The sequence below is a fragment of the Candidatus Paceibacterota bacterium genome (assembly GCA_035452965.1).
In the GTDB taxonomy this organism is placed as follows: domain Bacteria; phylum Verrucomicrobiota; class Verrucomicrobiia; order Limisphaerales; family UBA8199; genus UBA8199.
In genome coordinates this window covers 70,821-84,106 of sequence record DAOTCE010000022.1, presented here as the reverse complement: position 1 = coordinate 84,106, position 13,286 = coordinate 70,821, and the positions used below count along the sequence as shown (strand labels likewise).

Sequence of the window (13,286 nt, the reverse complement as noted above, 5' to 3'; positions counted from 1 at the left end):
ACCAGCGACCTTCAGGTTATGAGCCTGACGAGCTACCGGGCTGCTCCACCCCGCGATCCCAAAGAACACTCCTATAATGCCCAAGCGTTGCCGCGGCGCAAGCGCTTTTGTGATGTTTCTTTCCGGGTTGAACGCGAACGAATGCCCACCGCCGTCAGACCGCAGGCGGGAACCACGCCGGGTTGAGCTGCCGGAGCGCGTTGAGCATGAACTGAATCGCGACCGCCGACAGGAGCAAACCCATTATACGCACGGTGATGTTCATGGCGATGGGGCTGAGCCAGCGCGCGCTGCGGGCGGAGATGCGGAGGATCAGGTAGCTCGCCAGGCAGACGGCCAGGATGCATGGGTAAAGGGCCACGCGCTGACCGAACGTGGTCGCCTGGTTGTGGAGGAGGATGGCGGTGGATATTGCGCCCGGGCCGGCCAGCATGGGGATTGCGAGCGGCGTGATGGCGATGTCCGTCTTCTCGGCGCCCGCCGCCGTCTCCTCCGAGGTTTCCTGGACGCGCGAGCGCTGTGCCCGCAACATATCAAGCGCCACCAGCAGCAGCACAACGCTCGCGGCGAGTTGGAAGGCGGGCATGGTGATGCCAAGGAACTTGAAGATCCACTTGCCCGCGATGGCAAAGGCCAGCAGCACTCCCGTCGCCACACAGCAGGCCAGGCGCGCCATCTTGACGCGCTGTTCCGGCGTGTCGTTGGGTGTCATTGCGAGAAAGGCCGGCACCGCCGCGAGCGGATCTACAATGACGAAGAGGGAGCTGACTGCCAGCAAGATGTATTCGGGCAGGCTCATGGCGAGCACGGCGCGAAGATCGCGTCCTTCATGCCGTGGATGATCTTTTTGTCGGCGGGGCAGATGGTGGCCAATACGCCTCCCAATTCGGCGCGCGCCTTGTCCGCGTCGCCGGCCACGAAGTAATAGGGACAAAGGCGGGCGCGCCCCTTCAGGGGCACTAGCTGGTTGCGCTCGAAATCGAACCACTGCGCTTCGACCAGTCCCGGTTTGTGGTATCGCTGCAAGACCCGTGGTGTCTGCGCGAAGTTCGCCAGGGCCTCATCCACCGCCGCCGACCAAGCCGCGTGTGAAAGGTCGCTGCCGAGATAAACCCCGCGCGCGCCCCAAGCGTGGGCTGAGAATCCGGACACCTTCAGGATCAGCTCGCGCTCTTTTTGGGACAGCGCCTTGAGCTGGCGCCAGTCCGTGAGGTTCAGCTCCGGGATGGCGCCGTGCGGGGGGAGGGGAGCGGGGTCAACGGTCCAGGTGTAAGGGACCAGGCGCAGCAGCCGTGAGAAAAAGCTTTCACCCAGCTCCTGCCGCCAGAAGTCACGCAGGTTTCGGTTCCACAACAGCGCGAAGAGCAGCTTCTCCTCGAAGAGGGGTTTGGGCGGCGGCGTAAGTCGAATTCGCCTGGCCGCGGCCAGCTCGAAGATCGCCTTGGCGTTCCGCACGTTCGCGACATCGAACAGCTCGAAGAACCGATAGACGGCGTCGCCGTCGGCGAACGCGCTGAACGTTGTGTCCTGCACTTTGAATCTGTCGGCGCCTAATTGGCTTGCCATCCAGTTCATCTCGGGCCGGTAGGTGGCCGCCTCTTCAGACACGACAATATGAGCCGCGGGTGCATTTCCAAAGATGCTGGCGAAGCCGCGCAACATCCCGTCCGCACCGCCGAGGACCTCCGCGCCCATTTGCGAATAAGTTTGATTAAGCCAGCCGGTGAGACCGATGCCGCCGGGGACAGAGTCGAGCTCGGTGACGCTGAGTCCGTGCTCGGTGATGAGCAGGTCGGGGCGAATGACGCGAGGCAGCTCGTTTTTCAGGGCTGGCGCGCGCTGGAGTTGGATGAGTTCGGCGGGCTTGCCTTGATCCAACCAGCGGGCTACCCACTCGGGTTGCTGGCCTTCCACGCTCTTGCGGTAGAGCAAATTGACGGCGCGATAAAACTGCAGCAGCACACGCCCCAGAGATTCCACCTCCTTCGCCACGGCGGGGCCGAGAGAGCAGGGGATTGGAGAGGTACGCCAATCATGATCTGCGAACAGGCCCGCCGGCGGCAGTCGCTCGCGAATAAAGCGCGCGCGGTCGGTGGCGTCGGGAGGGGCGGCGATCATGGGTGCTGGGGGCCTGTCATTAGCACCCCGCTTCGGTGCCGATCAGATGCGTCGGTCTCATATCCGTTTCCCGGGCGAGCCAATCTCAGGCGCGCACTTGTCCGGTGCCAATCCCGACCCACTTGTAGCTGGTTAGCTCCGCCAGTCCCATGGGGCCCCGCGCGCCGATCTTGTCGGTGCTGATGCCGATTTCGGCGCCCATGCCGAACTCACCGCCGTCGGTGAAGCGGGTCGAGGCGTTCCAATAGACGGTGGCGGAATCCACCTCGCGGAGGAATTGTCGCGCGCGGGCCTCATCCCGCGTGACGATGCTGTCCGAGTGGGCCGAGCCATAGTGGTTGATGTGGTCAATCGCCTGCCTCACCCCGTCCACCACTCGCACGTTGAGAATACAGTCGTTATACTCGGTGAACCAATCCTGCTCCGTCGCGCGCCGGATTTGGGAGGCCGGTGCCCGGCCTTCGGACCTCAGGATGGCTTCCGCGTCGGCGTCCACCCGCAACTGGACCTTGTTCTCGCCCAGCCGCTGTGCCATGGCCGGCAGGAAGGCTTGCGCGATCTTGCGGTCCACCAGCAAGGTTTCCATGGCATTGCACACCGCGGGGCGTTGCACCTTGGCGTTGAGGGCGATCTCTCTGGCCATCTCCAAATCGGCCGCAGCGTCGACGTAGACGTGGCAGACACCTTTGTAGTGCTTGATGACAGGCACCTTCGAGCACTCGGCCACGGCGCGAATAAGGCTTTCGCCGCCGCGCGGCATGCACAAATCCACATACTGTGTCAGCGATAGCAACGCTTTGATGGCGTCGCGATCGGTCGTGGGCACGACCTGGACGGCGTGTTCGGGAAAAGCCGGCAGCGTGCGCCTGCCCGCCTCGATCATGATCGCCGCGATCTTCAGGTTGGAATTAAGGGCCTCCTTGCCGCCGCGCAGGATGGTGGCGTTGCCGGACTTGAAGCACAGGCTCGCGGCGTCGGCGGTGACGTTGGGGCGCGACTCGTAGATGATAACGACCACGCCGATCGGCGTGCTGATCTTCTGGAGCTTCAGGCCGTTCGGGCGGACGCGGTCATCGAGCACGCGGCCCACCGGGTCGGGCAGAGCGGCGACCTCGCGCAGGCCCCGGGCCATGGCGGCGATGCGTTTGTCGTCGAGCTTGAGGCGGTCCAGCATGGCGGAGGAAAGGCCCATATTAGCGCCGACCTCCATGTCGAGCGCATTGGACTCCTTGATGGCGGCGCCGGCATGCTCGAGCGCGTCGGCCATAGCGAGCAGGCAGCCGTTCTTGTCAGCGGCGGCCAGCCGCGACAACTCGCGCGAGGCGGCCTTCGCCCGCTGTGCCAGTTGGGTCATCTGCTCGTTTAGCGTCATGCAGGGACACTAATCCAAATCCGAAAACTGGAAAGGGCGAAATGAAAAGCCTGCCAGGCCTGGTCTCGAACGCAGTGGGTAACATGACGAACGGCCACGGCTGGGGTGGAGCTTTGTGCGTGGGACTGACCCCGCCACCCATCGCTTGGTGATACGGTGGCAGCACGGTGATGCTACGGTGTGTATCCCATGGGGAGCGCTCCCCATGGGATACACACCGGGGCCCAACCGCACTAACAAGCCATCCTCCAGCCAGCCGCAAGCCAACGGTGGTCCTGAGGTTACAAGCGGTGCTTGACACGTCGGATCGCCATCAGTAGTCCCCGGCTAGCCGCGAAGAAATCTACTCTGATCGTAAGTGGTATCGCGTTGTTCAGGGAGTAATGGGTTTCTCTCCCAGCATGTCGGCGAGGGTGGGCTCGATGGCTTCGGCCCAAAGGCGGTAACCCGTGGGCGAAAGGTGCAGAAAATCGCGCATGATGTCCCTGGAGATCCTGCCATCGGGTTGGATAAAGAGATGGCCGATGTCCAGGAACCGGACCCGGCAGCCGTCGTCCAACTTGCGGAGGGCCTGGTTGACCTGGAGGGCCTTGCCGCGTTGTTCGCAGAAGTCCTCGCGGAAAGGGAAGATGCCGAGGAGGAGTATTTTGGCTTCGGGGAGCTTCTCGCGGAGTTTGTGGACGACGGCGGTGACGCCTTCGAGGACGTCGCGGGGGGTGTTGTTGGTGTGAGGGATGTTGTTGACGCCGATGAGCAGGACGGCGGCCTTGGGATGCAAGCCATCGAGGTTACCGTTGTCCAGGCGCCAGAGGACATGCTGCGTGTGGTCGCTGCCGATGCCGAGGTTCAACGCATGCCGGGGGGTGTAGTACTTTTTCCAAACCGCCTTGCCGTTGCCTTCCCAGCCCTGGGTGATGGAGTCGCCCACGAAGATGACCTCAGCCCGGCCCTGGCTCTGCTTGACGCGCTCGTTGAGCTCCAGGAATCGCTGGTGGCCCTGGCCCTCGCGCGGGACGGGTCGAATGCACTGGTGCGGCTCGGGGGTCAGGTTGGTCTGACCGGCTACGGTGGCAGCGCTCAGGATCGCCGCGGCACAGACACCCGCGCCCAGAGAAAGGCATGGTTTCATCTTGGGAGTGTTGGCGCCGCAGGCCCGTTCTTCAAGTCGTTTCAGTTGAGCGTCGAAAGTTCAGATGGGCCCCGGGGCGTATCAGATCTCCAGTACTTTCTCGAACTGCGTCAGATTGCGGGGCGCAGATTTCGTGACCAGTGCGACGTCTTCCAGCCGGACTCCGCCGATGTCGGGATAGTAAAGCCCGGGCTCCACAGTGACGACTTCGCCGGTCCGCAGCACCCCGGCCGAACCGGCTCCCACGCGCGGCGCCTCGTGAATGTCCAGCCCCAGTCCGTGGCCGGTGCCGTGGAAGAAACCCTCCATGCGGCTGTTGCGCCTGCCGGTCCGGTAGCCTTCTCGTTCAAAGAACTGCTGAACGGCCCGATGCACTTTGGCTGTCGGCACCCCGGGGCGCATCATCCGGAACGCCAATTTCTGCCCCCGGCGGACCGTGTCATACAACTTCCGAATGGCCTCGCTGGCCCGCCCACGGACGACCGTTCGGGTGATGTCCCCAAAGTAGCCGGTCTTTTGCGAGCGCGGGAAGATGTCCAGGATGATGGGTTCATTGGCGCGCAGCGGACCGTAGCCCGGTTCGTGCGGGTCGCAGCCCTGCCTGCCCCCCGCCACAATCGTGTGGCTGGCAAGTCCTCCCGCCTGGAGGATGGCGGTGTCAATCACCGCCCGCAGCTTTTCTGAAGTCAACGGCACGTCGTGGTAAAGTAGCCGGCGGCCCTTGCCGGGCTTTGCGGCTTGCAGCACCTGGATGGCTTCGGCCAGGCCGATCTCCGCCATCAGCAACGCGGCGCTGATCTTCTTCACCTCAGCCGCGGATTTCAACGCGCGCTCGGGAAAGAAGCTGCCAGGGCGGGCGGCTACCCGGATGCGCCGGTGCTGGAGTTCCTCCGCCAGGCCGCAAGGGAACTCCCGCGGCACGATGACCCGCCGGATGCCTCGCTCCCGCAACAGCAGCGCGATGACCTGGGCCTCGTTGGGCCGGTTGACCCCCTCAGCCCGGAGCTTCTCCTGATAGCGGCTGAGCGACAGCACACGACAGTGGCGCGCCTGCTTCCGGGCGCGCTCAAACTCCAAGTCGCTCATCACCACGCAGCTCCGGCCGCGGTGGCGCAGCCAAATGAACGGGTCCGGCACGAACATTCCCGTCGCGTAAAGCATGTTCGCGTCATGCTCGCTGTCGGCCACCATCAAGAGATTCTCTGGCTTCCGCATATCAAACCCCGAACAGTCTGTCGCCGGCATCTCCCAGGCCGGGGAGGATATACCCCTTCCGGTTCAGTCGCCGGTCCACGGCAGCGGTGAAGATCGGCAGCCGGGGGTAGTGAGCCCGCACCCGGCGGATGCCCTCCGGCGCCGCCACCAGATTGACCATCCGGACATGCCTGGCACCCAACTCGGTTAGCAAGTCCATCGCGGCCACCGCACTGCCCCCCGTGGCCAGCATCGGATCAATCAGGATGACCTCAAACCGGGCCAGGTTCGGGGGCAGGCTCTTATGGTAGGAAGTCGCCCGCAAGGTGGTTTCCTCCCGCTTCAGCCCGATGAACCCGACGCGCGCATGAGGAATAAGCTGGAGGATCGAATCCAGCATCCCCAGGCCCGCCCGCAAGACCGGCACCAGCACCACCTCGCGCCGCAGCCGATGGCCGCGGGCATCGGCCAGCGGCGTCCTGACCTTTACGGGTTCAAGGGTGAACGAACGCGTCGCTTCGTAGAGCATCAGCGCGGCCACCTCGCTGAGCACCCGGCGGAACTCCTGCGGGCCGGTCCGCCGATCGCGCAGGCGCGTCAGGTTGTGCCGCACCAGCGGGTGCGTGATGGTGGTAACCCCTTTCACCCCTATTGCAGGAAGGTGGGCGAGAGGAAGTAGAGTTGGCCGGCCCGGAGCTTGGGCGCTTCCACGCCGAGGTCCACTTTGACGACCTTGCTGTCAGTTTGCCCAAAGAGCCGGAAGAAATCGGACAGATCGTAACGTTGCTCGTACTCCACCAGATTGGCGCGCGTGATGCCCGCTAGAGCCTTGGCCCGGCTGATGGCATCCTCAAACGTGCCCAGCTCATCCACGAATCCCAGTTTGTAGGCTTCCGTGCCGGACAAGACGCGGCCATCGGCATACTCAGCCCATTCCTTGCTGAGGGCGCGGCCTTTGGTCTGGTTCTTGTCATGCGCCCGGGCCCGGCCGGTCGCCACCACATTTGTGAACTTCCTGTAAGTCTCGTTCACCAGGGCCTGAACCATCTCGCGCTCCTCCTGTGTGATGGAGTCCGGGTCGCGTGATCCGCCCAGCATGTCCTTATACTTGCCGCTTTTGAATGTCTGCGGCTGCAGTCCAACCTTGTCCATCAGGCCGCGATAGTTCCAGGTGCTCAGGATGACTCCGATGCTGCCCGTGATGGTCAGTTCATGCGCTACAATCCAGCGGCACGGGGCCGAGATATAATAGCCGCCGGACGCAGCCAGGCTGCCCATCGAGCAGACCACCGGCTTGCCGCGCGTTTTGCTCTGAAATTCGGCGATAGCCCGGGCGATCTCGTCCGAGGCCAGCACCTCACCGCCCGGCGAATCCACCTTCAGGATGACCGCCTTGACTCTGTCGTCCTCCGCCGCGCGCTTCAATTGGGCCTTGGTCACATCCACCATGCTGTAGCCGCCCTGGTCAATTGCCTGGCTGGTGATGATGCCATCCAAAGTGACCAGGGCAATCTTGCTGGAGGAGTTGTTGTCCTCCTTGAGGACCTCCTCGATCCGAGGGCCAGAAGACTGGTAGCCTGCGACCTTGACCGGCACCAGGCCGCTCAGCGCATGCCCGATATTGAAGAACACGCTGATCACCAGCAAGACCAGCACCACGAGAGCAAAGACCATCCAACCGCGGCCGCGCCGGCGCGGGGGTGTTGACGCCGGTGGCGTTATCAGCGGGGGCGGGCTTAACGGTGGCGGGGGGGTCAGCGGTGGCGGCGCGTTGTCATCCATATGGAGCGGAAACTAACGCAAGTCCGGGAGCCGGGCAAGCGCATTGGATGGCGCCGGGTGTCGTGAGGTCAAAACTGGCGCAAGCGCAATACCTTGAGCAGCGCGTCCAGTTGCGGGCGGCTGTGCTCGCTTGAAATGACGAAGCGGAAGCAGCCGCCGGGCGGGCCGCCGGGATACTTGATGAACGGTGGAAAGATGCCTGCCGCGAGCAGGGCGCGCCGCAGACGGATCGCGTCGCTGCGCCGTCGCGGGAGCAGCCGGATAATCGGTCCAGGCGCCTCGGCCAGTGGCAGGCCCGCGTTGCGCAGTGCCGTCTTCACATAAGCGGCGTTGTCAGCCAGTCGCCGCCTCGGGCCCGGATCCGCTTTCAATATCCGCACCCCTGCCAGCGCCGCGGCCGCCAGCGGCAAGGGCAGAGGCGTGGAGCCGATGAACATATGGCTCCGGTCCAGGATATTGCGCCGGAACGCCGCAGTGCAGAGAATCGCACCGCCATAAGCGCCGAACGCTTTGCTTAAGGTCACCGTTTGGATGATCCGGCGACGGCTGACCCCCGCATGTTCGAGCGCCCCTTTGCCGGTGCGGCCCAACACGCCGGCGCCGTGGGCGTCGTCCACCAGCAGCAGCGCGTCTTTGGGAAGGACCTTGAGGTATTCGGCCAGCGGCGCCGCGGAGCCGTCACCGGAGAACATCCCGTCGGTGAGCACGATCAGCCTCGCTCCGGGACCGCAGCGCCGAGCTGTCCCGGCCAGCGCTTCAGCATCCCGGGACTTGAACTGGAGCACCGGGCAGTCCAGCAACCGGGCCGCGTCCGAAAGCGAGGTGTGCGCGGTGCTATCAATCAGCGCGTGAGAGAAGGACCCCGCCAGCGTCTGCGCGACCACGAGGTTGGTCGCGTAGCCGCTGGGCACCACCAGCGCGCTTTCCGCGGCGAAGAAAGCGGCGAGCTCGCGCTCCAATTCGCCGTACAGGATGTGGTTGCCGGTGGTCATCCGTGAGGCCGCCACGTTCAAGCCGTACTTCTTCAATCCCTGCCGCAAGGCGGCGGCCACGCGCGGATGGCTGGCGAGGCGGAAGTAGTCGCAGCCGGAGAAGTAAGCGAGTTTGCGTCGGCGATAGCGTATGCAGGTACGATCAACTTGCTGAAGCGGTTCAGGCTCGGTCATGGCGTCAACCTATAAATCAGCCGCAGCCGAAGGGCACGCGAAAAGTGATCGCCGGCCTACGGCCCGGGTGTCGAGGATTGCGACAGGAGCTGCACGATATCCCCCGGCTGCAAGCCGATTTCCAATCCCTCAAGCACCTGTCTTGGATCGTAGCGCTTCCCGATGCCGTTGCGCACGATGATGACTTGCGCCGGGTCGGACGCGCCGTAGTAATCGGCGGCCAGCAGGGCTTGCGTCAGCGTCAGGCCCTCAGTCCAGGGGACGACGCGGTTCCGCACCTCGCCAACGATCGTGACCGTCGGCCCCTGGTTTTGCTGCATTCTGGCAATGGCCTCCTGTTGGCCCGCGAGGAACGCTTCCCGCGCCTGGAGCTTGGCCTTGCTCCTGGAGACACAGCCCCCGGCGGCTGTCGCCGCCAGCAAGGAGGCGCAGACCGCGCAGATCACGGAGTGAATCAGCTCGTCACGCCGCTTGAACACCATGGCTATTGCTCCCCCGGCCGCTTCAGGATTTTGCCAAACTCGCTGTCGCCCGGTTCAATCTCGATACGCGCCGGGGATTTGGCGCCCGGGGTGTGCGAGCGGGAGCCATGTTTGGCTTCGGTTTTGGCCGGCTTGAGCGAGATGGGAAAGGCCGGAGGACGCTCAGGGGCCGGTGTCGCCGCGGCCGTCTCGCCATCGCCCGGTTCGGGGCTTTGCCCGGGAATGTACCAGCTCTTCCGGCTGGCCAGCCACGAGCGATAACGTTGCAGCGTCCACATGCCGTGCTCGGCGCCTGTTTCGAGGGAGGAGGAGATCTTGAAGAAATCGCGGTTTCGGATGAAGTTCTTCACCGCGTGCGTTGGCACCAGAATCTCGCATTCCGGCACGCGGATCTTCAACTCGGGCCGAAAGTGCAGGCGCTGGGAAATGACCGCGAGCATGCAATCCGCCAGTTGCGCCGCCACGCTGCTCTGGATTTCGGCCGGGAAGGCCGAAACGACTCTTTGCAGGGCCTCCGCGCAGGTCGAGGAATGGACGGTGGCCATGACCAGGTGTCCGGTTTCCGCCGCGCTCAACGTAAGCCGCATCGTTTCCGGGTCGCGCATCTCGCCCACCATCAACACATCGGGATCCTCGCGCAGAGAGTCAATCAGCGCCTGTTCGAAGCTGGGCGTGTCACGGCCGACCTCCCGCTGCCGGATGTAGGCGCGGCGGGGGCGGAAGGTAAACTCAATGGGGCTTTCAATCGTCAGAATGTGACGCGTCTCGGTCATGTTGATCTGCTCAATCAAAGCCGCCAGGGTTGAGGATTTGCCCGAACCCGTGGCGCCGCTGACCAGGATCAGCCCGTGGTGGCCGCTGACCAGCTTCTTGAAGTCGGGATGCAGATTGAGCTTCTCGATGGTGGCGGTGAAAGCGGCCAGGAGCCGAATGGCAAAGCCGACGCCGCGTGAAGTCATAAAGATGTTGAGGCGGCAGCGCGAGCCGGCGATATTGCGCGAGCAGTCGTATGACCGCTGCTCGAGGAACCGCGGCCATTCCGCTTCGCCAGTTACAGCCCGGGCCATTTCCGCCAGATGGTTTGCCGGCAGGGGCTCTCCAGTCGTCCGCAATTCGCCTCGAATCCGCATTGCCGGGGGCAGCCCCGCTTCCAGGTGCAGGTCGCTGGCGCCATTGTCTGCCGCCAGGCTGATCAGTGATTCCAGGTCCATGAGCTGATTCTACCTGGCAACACCGGTCATGGCAAAAGGTTCCTTTGTTGCCCGGGCGCAGACCAGGCGCCCTGAGTGTTGGGAACTCCTGCGCCGGGCGGGTTCAAGAAGATGTAGCCACCAACGTCAGTTGGCGCTAATCTCCGTTCCGGCAAGAGAATGCGCCAACTGACGTTGGCGGTTACGATTGCCTGGATACTAAAACGTCTGCTACAAATGCTCAAGAATGGGCGGGCAAACTCTCTGGGCGGCGGATGCCTCTCAGGGCAACGGGCTGATCGCACTCGACTTCTGGAAGGAACAAGCATGAACACCTGCATAAGTAACGCATCTCGAACCATCAGCCTATGCCTGTGCGCGCTGGCGTTCGGGGCTGGGCTGGCGGCGCTGGGGGCAGCGCCGGTCATCACGAACCTCACCATGGTGGCGGGCGTGGTGCGGTTTGACGTTCAGAGTGACCTGGGCCTGACCAACCAGATTCAATGCTGCACCAATTTGGGCCAGCCCCAGTGGAAGGTGTTGACGAACCTGGTGGTGAGCGAAAGCCCGTATGAATATGTGGACACCGGCGCGGCGGCGGTCTCGCAGCGGTTTTACCGCGTGGAGGAGTTGGTGAGCATCGCGCCGCCTCCCCCCGGCATGGTTCTCATCCCCGCCGGCAGCTTTCCCATGGGCAACTGCATGGCCAGCGGTGAGGGTGATCCCGATGAGCTTCCGTTGCACACGGTGTATGTGAGCGCGTTCTACATGGACCGGTATGAAGTGACCAAGGCGTTGTGGGACGAGGTGAAGGCGTGGAACGCGGGAAACGGGTACACATACGAATGTGCTGGTTCCGGCAAGGCGGCCACTCACCCGGTGCAGCGGGTGAGTTGGCGGGACTGCGCGAAGTGGTGCAATGCGCGGAGCCAGAAGGAGGGGCTTGTGCCGTGCTACTACAACGAATCGGGGTTGAGCACGGTGTATAAGACCGGGACGGGCACACCTCACCCCAAGTGGAATGCAAACGGATATCGGCTGCCGACGGAGGCGGAGTGGGAGAAGGCGGCGCGGGGCGGGGTGAGCGGGCACCGCTTTCCATGGAGCGATCCGGATACCATCCAGCACACCTGGGCAAATTACCTCAGTTACCCGGGCTACCCCTACGACACCAGTCTTACACGGGAGTATCATCCGACGTTTGATGATGACGTTGACCCGTACACCAGTCCGGCGGGCTATTTTGCGCCCAACGGGTATGGGTTGTATGACATGGCCGGGAACGTGTGGGAGTGGTGTTGGGATTGGTATTCGAGCAGCTACTACAGCTCTTCGCCAAGCAATAATCCACGTGGCCCTGCCTCTGTCGGCGGCTTCCGTGTCTTGCGGGGCGGCAGCTGGCAAAGCCACGCCCACGTCGCTCGGTGCGCCGACCGCAGCCTCAACGACCCGGAGGGGGCTGCCGGCACTTTCGGGTTTCGTTGCGTGAGAGGGCTCTGATTTCGGTTCATCAAGGATAGCCGGGACGCGCCAACGGGGATTTCTACTCTCACCTTCCGGATGGACGAGGCAAAGGTAACACAATGTCATCAGTGCCCACCGCCAAACCCGGATGGGCTACCTCAACCTCCAGCCTCGCGCACTGTCCAGTTTTTGGACAGTGATGCTGCCTGCCTGCCCTTTCCAGTCCCCGCTGACCCCGGCGTGTTTGGCTGGGGGATACGGTGCTGACGCGGTGGTGCTACGGTGTGTATCCCATGGGGAGCGCTCCCCATGGGATACACACCGTAGCCTGACCTCACTAACGAGCCATAGTCCAGCCCAACGCAAGCCAGCGCTGGCGTGCGGCCATTGCAACTGTGCCGCCGCTCCTCCGCTACGGCTTCCATTCCCCGGACACAATCGGCTTGCCTGGCGGGGCTTCGCCCAACACTTCCAGGCAGTGTGGAATGGCACCCGCGACGAATCCCAGGCACTCAACCGCCGCCTGCGGCTTGCCGGGCAGGCAGATCACCAACGCCTGGTCCACCACCACCGCCAGGCTTCGTGACAGAATCGCGTTCCGGGTCAGCTTCAATGATTCCAGCCGCATCGTTTCTCCAAAGCCGGGCAGCTCGCGCCTGGCGATTTCGCGCACCGCCTCAGGGGTCACATCGCGCGGTCCCACGCCCGTGCCGCCGGCGGTCAGCACGAGCCGGCAGCCCCGCCGGATCTGCTCCCGCACCGCCCGCTGAATTTCCCGCGGCTCATCCGCCACCAACGATTGCGCGGCCACCTTCCAGCCATGCCTTTCGGCTGCCGTCCGCAGCGCCGGGCCGCTCAAATCGGCGTAAAGCCCTTTGGCCGCCCTATCCGAGATGGTGATGATACCGGTCTGAATCTCCATGCGGAGGATCTTGTTCAGCGCTTGGTTTTGGATACCAGCCGCACGTTGGTCAGGCGCATGGTCTTGTCCGCTGCCTTGCACATGTCGTAGATCGTGAGCGCCGCCACGCTCACGGCCGTGAGGGCTTCCATCTCCACGCCTGTCTGCGCGGCAATCCTCGCGGCAGCGGTGATGACGATCCGGTCGCGGGTCCGGGGGATGTCGAAGCTGACCTCGCAATGCGTCAGCGGCAGCGGATGACAAAGCGGGATGAGTTCACCCGTCTTCTTCGCGGCCAGGATGCCCGCCAGCCGCGCGGCGGCCAGCACGTTGCCCTTGGCGATGGTCTGGGATTCGATGAGCTGGAGCGTGGCACGTTGCAGCCGGACCTCGCCACGGGCAACGGCTTCCCGCAGCATCACGGGCTTGGCCGAGACGTCCACCATGCTCGCCTCCCCCCGCGCGTCAATATGGGTTAGCGTTTTCAA

At 63.8% G+C, this 13,286-nt stretch carries 13 protein-coding genes; 1 reads left to right on the top strand and 12 read right to left on the bottom strand.

The window, feature by feature from the left end:
• Positions 1-154: 154 nt before the first annotated feature.
• From P5205_15675 to P5205_15630, 10 genes are all read right to left on the bottom strand, one after another.
• Positions 155-799, bottom strand: a complete 645-nt coding sequence (locus tag P5205_15675; protein HSA11800.1) for a MarC family protein — start codon at positions 797-799, stop codon at positions 155-157.
• Positions 796-2,118 carry a hypothetical protein gene (locus P5205_15670; protein ID HSA11799.1) on the bottom strand — a complete coding sequence of 441 codons (1,323 nt, stop codon included), beginning with the start codon at positions 2,116-2,118 and terminating at the stop codon, positions 796-798. Before P5205_15670 ends, P5205_15675 begins: the two co-directional genes overlap by 4 nt.
• An 85-nt stretch (positions 2,119-2,203) precedes the next feature.
• Positions 2,204-3,490, bottom strand: a complete 1,287-nt coding sequence (locus P5205_15665; protein ID HSA11798.1) for a glutamate-5-semialdehyde dehydrogenase — start codon at positions 3,488-3,490, stop codon at positions 2,204-2,206.
• A gap of 373 nt (positions 3,491-3,863) precedes the next feature.
• Positions 3,864-4,619, bottom strand: a complete 756-nt coding sequence (locus tag P5205_15660) for a GDSL-type esterase/lipase family protein (protein HSA11797.1) — start codon at positions 4,617-4,619, stop codon at positions 3,864-3,866.
• Between the two features lie 81 nt (positions 4,620-4,700).
• On the bottom strand, positions 4,701-5,834 hold the full coding sequence (locus P5205_15655; protein HSA11796.1) for a Xaa-Pro peptidase family protein: 1,134 nt from the start codon (positions 5,832-5,834) through the stop codon (positions 4,701-4,703).
• Position 5,835: 1 nt separating this feature from the next.
• Entirely contained in the window at positions 5,836-6,459 is a 624-nt protein-coding gene (gene upp / locus P5205_15650) for a uracil phosphoribosyltransferase (GenBank protein HSA11795.1), read from the bottom strand.
• Between the two features lie 2 nt (positions 6,460-6,461).
• The gene (sppA, locus tag P5205_15645) at positions 6,462-7,487 is read right to left on the bottom strand and encodes a signal peptide peptidase SppA (GenBank protein HSA11794.1); all 1,026 of its coding nucleotides are present in this window, start codon (positions 7,485-7,487) and stop codon (positions 6,462-6,464) included.
• 176 nt (positions 7,488-7,663) lie between these two features.
• Positions 7,664-8,761, bottom strand: a complete 1,098-nt coding sequence (locus P5205_15640; GenBank protein ID HSA11793.1) for a pyridoxal phosphate-dependent aminotransferase family protein — start codon at positions 8,759-8,761, stop codon at positions 7,664-7,666.
• A gap of 56 nt (positions 8,762-8,817) precedes the next feature.
• A complete protein-coding gene (locus P5205_15635) occupies positions 8,818-9,243 on the bottom strand; it encodes a hypothetical protein (protein ID HSA11792.1) in 426 nt (141 codons plus the stop codon).
• 2 nt (positions 9,244-9,245) lie between these two features.
• On the bottom strand, positions 9,246-10,454 hold the full coding sequence (locus P5205_15630; protein ID HSA11791.1) for a PilT/PilU family type 4a pilus ATPase: 1,209 nt from the start codon (positions 10,452-10,454) through the stop codon (positions 9,246-9,248).
• Positions 10,455-10,760: 306 nt separating this feature from the next.
• Between P5205_15630 and P5205_15625 the strand changes: the two genes are divergently transcribed.
• On the top strand, positions 10,761-11,933 hold the full coding sequence (locus P5205_15625; protein HSA11790.1) for a formylglycine-generating enzyme family protein: 1,173 nt from the start codon (positions 10,761-10,763) through the stop codon (positions 11,931-11,933).
• A 376-nt stretch (positions 11,934-12,309) separates the two neighbouring features.
• Here the strand turns inward: P5205_15625 and P5205_15620 are convergent, their stop codons facing one another.
• The gene (locus tag P5205_15620; protein HSA11789.1) at positions 12,310-12,819 is read right to left on the bottom strand and encodes a MogA/MoaB family molybdenum cofactor biosynthesis protein; all 510 of its coding nucleotides are present in this window, start codon (positions 12,817-12,819) and stop codon (positions 12,310-12,312) included.
• 14 nt (positions 12,820-12,833) lie between these two features.
• Complete coding sequence (gene moaC, locus P5205_15615; GenBank protein ID HSA11788.1) at positions 12,834-13,286, bottom strand: cyclic pyranopterin monophosphate synthase MoaC; 453 nt, start codon at positions 13,284-13,286, stop codon at positions 12,834-12,836.

Coding starts and splice junctions, on each gene's coding strand:
- P5205_15675 (HSA11800.1), bottom strand. CDS start 799: ATGAGCCTGCCCGAATACATCTTGCTGGCAGTCAGCTCCCTCTTCGTC.
- P5205_15670 (HSA11799.1), bottom strand. CDS start 2,118: ATGATCGCCGCCCCTCCCGACGCCACCGACCGCGCGCGCTTTATTCGC.
- P5205_15665 (HSA11798.1), bottom strand. CDS start 3,490: ATGACGCTAAACGAGCAGATGACCCAACTGGCACAGCGGGCGAAGGCC.
- P5205_15660 (HSA11797.1), bottom strand. CDS start 4,619: ATGAAACCATGCCTTTCTCTGGGCGCGGGTGTCTGTGCCGCGGCGATC.
- P5205_15655 (HSA11796.1), bottom strand. CDS start 5,834: ATGCGGAAGCCAGAGAATCTCTTGATGGTGGCCGACAGCGAGCATGAC.
- sppA (HSA11794.1), bottom strand. CDS start 7,487: ATGGTCTTTGCTCTCGTGGTGCTGGTCTTGCTGGTGATCAGCGTGTTC.
- P5205_15640 (HSA11793.1), bottom strand. CDS start 8,761: ATGACCGAGCCTGAACCGCTTCAGCAAGTTGATCGTACCTGCATACGC.
- P5205_15635 (HSA11792.1), bottom strand. CDS start 9,243: ATGGTGTTCAAGCGGCGTGACGAGCTGATTCACTCCGTGATCTGCGCG.
- P5205_15630 (HSA11791.1), bottom strand. CDS start 10,454: ATGGACCTGGAATCACTGATCAGCCTGGCGGCAGACAATGGCGCCAGC.
- P5205_15625 (HSA11790.1), top strand. CDS start 10,761: ATGAACACCTGCATAAGTAACGCATCTCGAACCATCAGCCTATGCCTG.
- P5205_15620 (HSA11789.1), bottom strand. CDS start 12,819: ATGGAGATTCAGACCGGTATCATCACCATCTCGGATAGGGCGGCCAAA.